The organism is Chryseobacterium sp. 14P4.3.2 (assembly GCF_057799275.1).
In genome coordinates this window covers 1-3,567 of the sequence record NZ_JBYOKO010000042.1, presented here as the reverse complement: position 1 = coordinate 3,567, position 3,567 = coordinate 1, and the positions used below count along the sequence as shown (strand labels likewise).

The 3,567-nt window shown below is 34.3% G+C and carries 2 protein-coding genes; both read right to left on the bottom strand.

From position 1 onward, the window contains the following. A partial coding sequence (locus AC27VX_RS23590) for a hypothetical protein (RefSeq protein ID WP_488698407.1) occupies nt 1-3,090 on the bottom strand: 3,090 nt, incomplete at its 3' end. A gap of 12 nt (nt 3,091-3,102) precedes the next feature. Beyond that, on the bottom strand, nt 3,103-3,567 hold a 465-nt coding region (locus tag AC27VX_RS23585; RefSeq protein WP_488698405.1), incomplete at its 5' end, for a T9SS type A sorting domain-containing protein.

Genomic DNA, 3,567 nt, shown 5'->3' with positions numbered 1-3,567 from the left:
GATATAGTTTTCTCTGATTCCGGAAGGAGATGTAATGGTTCTTACTCCTACTAATGGATCATAGGTATAAGTAGTGATCTGATAAGCAGGCAGATTATCCCTAAATGTCTTTAATGCATTTAATAGTGGAGTCTCATCGTTATTTGCAGTAGCTGAAGCATCTATATTGGAAGCTGTAACAATAGCATCGATTAATGACTGCTGAATGTCTAATAGTTTCGCGCCTTCTATTCTCGCAATAGGTTGGGTCTGATTATAGCCCCAGATTATTGTTGTGGAAACTCCGTTCTTGGTGGTGTACTGCTGTAGATTGCCCTTTAGGTCATATTTATCGTAAGCCACTTCTTCCTTGGTAATGTTTTGTAAGTCGGTAGATAATACGGAATACGGCAGGGGTAAACCGGAGGTTTTTGTATTGGCTTCTGTTTGATTGGCAGGATAAATTTGCTGGGTAAAAGAAACCACCTTACCCTGATCGCCCGAATCATTCTTCTTAATTAGCTTATTTTCCAATGGAATACCTACGATATTTTTATCTTTTAAGTATAAATTGCCAAGTTCGGGAGAATATTTGAATATACTTTCTTCAATAGTGTTGTCAGGTTGTTTAACTGTTGACTTGACAAGCATATTGTGAAGGTTATAATCATAGAAAAAGTTATTCTCCGTTGTTACAATATTTCCTCCGAAATATTTCTTTGTCGTAGACTTGGAAACAAAATTATTATAGTAATAGGTCTTTAATTTTTGGGCCCATGCATTAGAAATATTGATGGAAAGATGAAATTTATCGTACCTATTGGGATCCTCATTATATACAATATTAGTTTCTTCTAACAAATTATTGTTTTCATCTCTAATAAGTTTTTTCGAAAGCTTTCCTCTTTCAATATTGGTGTCATCAGGCATTATAAAAATATTACTAACTGAAGGAGAAGGTGTATATGTACCATCTGTTAATTTTATGGTAAAATTATTGTAATTGATATATCGGTCCGGCCTGTCAATATATGATGTATAATAATCTGTAATACTTCCTTTATTGGTTAGCTTTTCAGTCACCTGAGAATAATTAATTACAGAACTTTCAAATAGATTTTTTGAAAACCCAGATGACACTTGGTAACCTACTGTTTCATCTATGGCTATCGGATATATTTGTGAGTTATTAATTTGCTTCCGTATTTTGAAGTAATACCGAGGCCAATCCATTAATATCCCGGAGCTTTGGTTTGAATCATTGCTATAAAAAAATTCACGGATATTTTGATTAGTATTGGAATCAAAATCATAGACCTTTTTAATTCTTGTCCCACCGGATATCCCAATGATAGAATATAGTTTAGGAATAAACAGATTGTCAAAACGTCTTTCTAATCTTTGGCTGTATTGATGAGGCTCGTATTCAAAAAAAGATTTGCCACCCGTAGGATAGGTAACTCCTGTTAGGGCATACATTTTTGCATAATCAAAATTTGGATCTCTTTCATCACTCGTATACTGAAAATCACCATTATTATAATAAGTAACCCCAGGTATTAATTTGGGCGTTGAAAAATAGGGGTCATTAGTTAACTTACCATTATAATATCCCCAATAATCCAGCGCACAAGTATGGGGAATGGGAGTATTGGCAGCATTTGTAGAATCATAAGAAAAAATAAACGGACTCTTCCCTCTTTCTTGTATCTTTTTCAGGAAAATGCGGGGATACTGAGTATTGTAAACATCATAGGTAAAGCTGATGTCATTGACCAGATTATTTTGAGAATATACTTCAATCTTATCTAATTTTTTTTGATTAGGCTTGGCCATGGGAGTAGTTGAACCACCACTGCCAAAAACATCAATATTCTTGTATAAATTATTCTGATCAGAGTACACAAAATTTATTTTTGTACCTTTATATATTATGCTAGAAAGCAATGCTTTCTTTATTATTGAATAGACATTTCCGTATCCGGTTGCATATTCGGCAGTATAATGTGTATATTCCATTCCCCAACCCTGTTGGTCAGTTGAGACGATTCTACGATAATCATTAGCATGCACATTAAAATCTAATAGTTTTTTTGTTTCTGCATATTGAGTAAGTGGTTTCCAAAACATCAATGGGGAAGTATGGCAAAAACCACTTCCACTACTATTAATGGGTAAATTATCTTCTAAATAGTTATAATTAATTGTCTCTCCATTAGTAAACTCCATTTTGTATAAATACCAACTGTTAATGACAGGTGTTGAATTGGAGTTATCACCATTTGCATCCGGTCCTAGAAAAACAGAATATTCTAGATTTTTGCCTTGTTTTCCAAAGTAATATTTATTACCGAGTTCATCAGTGATTTTGATTTCCGATTCATATCGAGGAGTGCAGTAGCCGATATAGGGTTGAGAATTTACTCCTGACAAATCCACTGATAATTTGTGGGGATCTGAAGTCGTAACTTCTACATTGCCATTTGGAGCTATGAAAAATTTACCGTAAATTCCATTGAAATTAAAGGAAAACATATCAGGTGTTGTTTCGTAACGGGTAGTATTATCGTCAGGATATCCTTTCAACCTTAGCTCATAAAAATCATCACTAGCATTATCCAGAGCCGGTGTCATTTTTGTGCTGGAAAAATTATTAAGATCATTATCAGTAGGTAATAAATTTGTATTAGATCCAAATTGCCGTATTCCTGCCAAATATCCATGCTCATGATGCCCATTGATTCCGTTCAATGTCTGAGGAGAGCCCAATTGATCATCGGCTTCCCCCCGGACTTCTCTTGTAATAACTCCGCCAGCCATTAAACTCCAGTTAAAACCAACTATTCCTGATTTTTTGCTTGGTATAAATCCCGATGCATTATAAGCGAATGAAATATCAATATTATTCCCGTCTTGAGTTGGTATTGATAATAATGGAATATTTAAGTCTAGCTCTCCAACATTTTTCTTAATTGGAATATTTCCGTACCTTATAAAATCGGTAACTTGGGGGCTTTTTATATTATTTATAAATCCTTCTTTTAAAGTATTATTTTGAGCACTTATATAAATATTGCCCAGTACAAAAACTGGTATTAAGTATTTCTTCATGGAAATTTGTGTTTATTTCTTAATCAATTTAGCATTCGCCGTTTTATTCGTATCCGTCTTTATCGTCACCAGATAAGCGCCCTGAACAAGAGCCTGCGTGTTAATCTTGGTTACTTTATTCTTTGTTTTCAAGCTTTGAAGCTGTCTTCCGCTCATATCATACAGCATAATATCAGCCTCTTTAAAATCAAAGCCAATTTCTATGTAAGCATAATCTGATACCGGATTCGGATAGATCTTGATATCAAATTTTTCCATTAACTGATCAACCTGTTTGTCTCCCAGTTTTACAATTTTCCAGTTTTCTTTTCCCAGTTCTGTGGCACTGGTACCTGCCAGAATAATAGAGCCGTCTCTGTTCAGTTTCAGATCTGAAAGTCTCTCTTCTTTCTGTCTGGATTCTCCTTTTACATATTTTCTCCACTGTTCATTTCCATTTTGGTCTAAATATAGTATCCAAAAAGTCTCGTCATTTTT